The sequence below is a fragment of the Zoogloea sp. LCSB751 genome (assembly GCF_002028455.1).
In the GTDB taxonomy this organism is placed as follows: domain Bacteria; phylum Pseudomonadota; class Gammaproteobacteria; order Burkholderiales; family Rhodocyclaceae; genus Zoogloea.
In genome coordinates this window covers 1-273 of record NZ_MWUM01000186.1, presented here as the reverse complement: position 1 = coordinate 273, position 273 = coordinate 1, and the positions used below count along the sequence as shown (strand labels likewise).

Sequence of the window (273 nt, the reverse complement as noted above, 5' to 3'; positions counted from 1 at the left end):
AAAAGTACGTTGGTGGCGGGAATTTGCCGATTGCTAGCCCGTCAGGGTGTAAACGTCGCTCCTTTTAAACCACAGAATATGGCGCTTAATAGTGCTGTGACTGTTGATGGCGGCGAGATTGGTCGCGCCCAGGCGCTGCAAGCCGCGGCCTGTTATTTAGCGCCACATACTGATTTTAATCCGATTTTACTCAAACCCAGTTCAGATACGGGCGCCCAAATTATTGTGCAGGGTAAAGCGTTAACGACACTCGAAGCCTCGGCTTTTTTTGGT

At 50.2% G+C, this 273-nt stretch carries 1 pseudogene; it reads left to right on the top strand.

The window, feature by feature from the left end:
* Positions 1-273: pseudogene (locus B4920_RS26285) on the top strand (cobyric acid synthase CobQ); the annotation flags it as partial.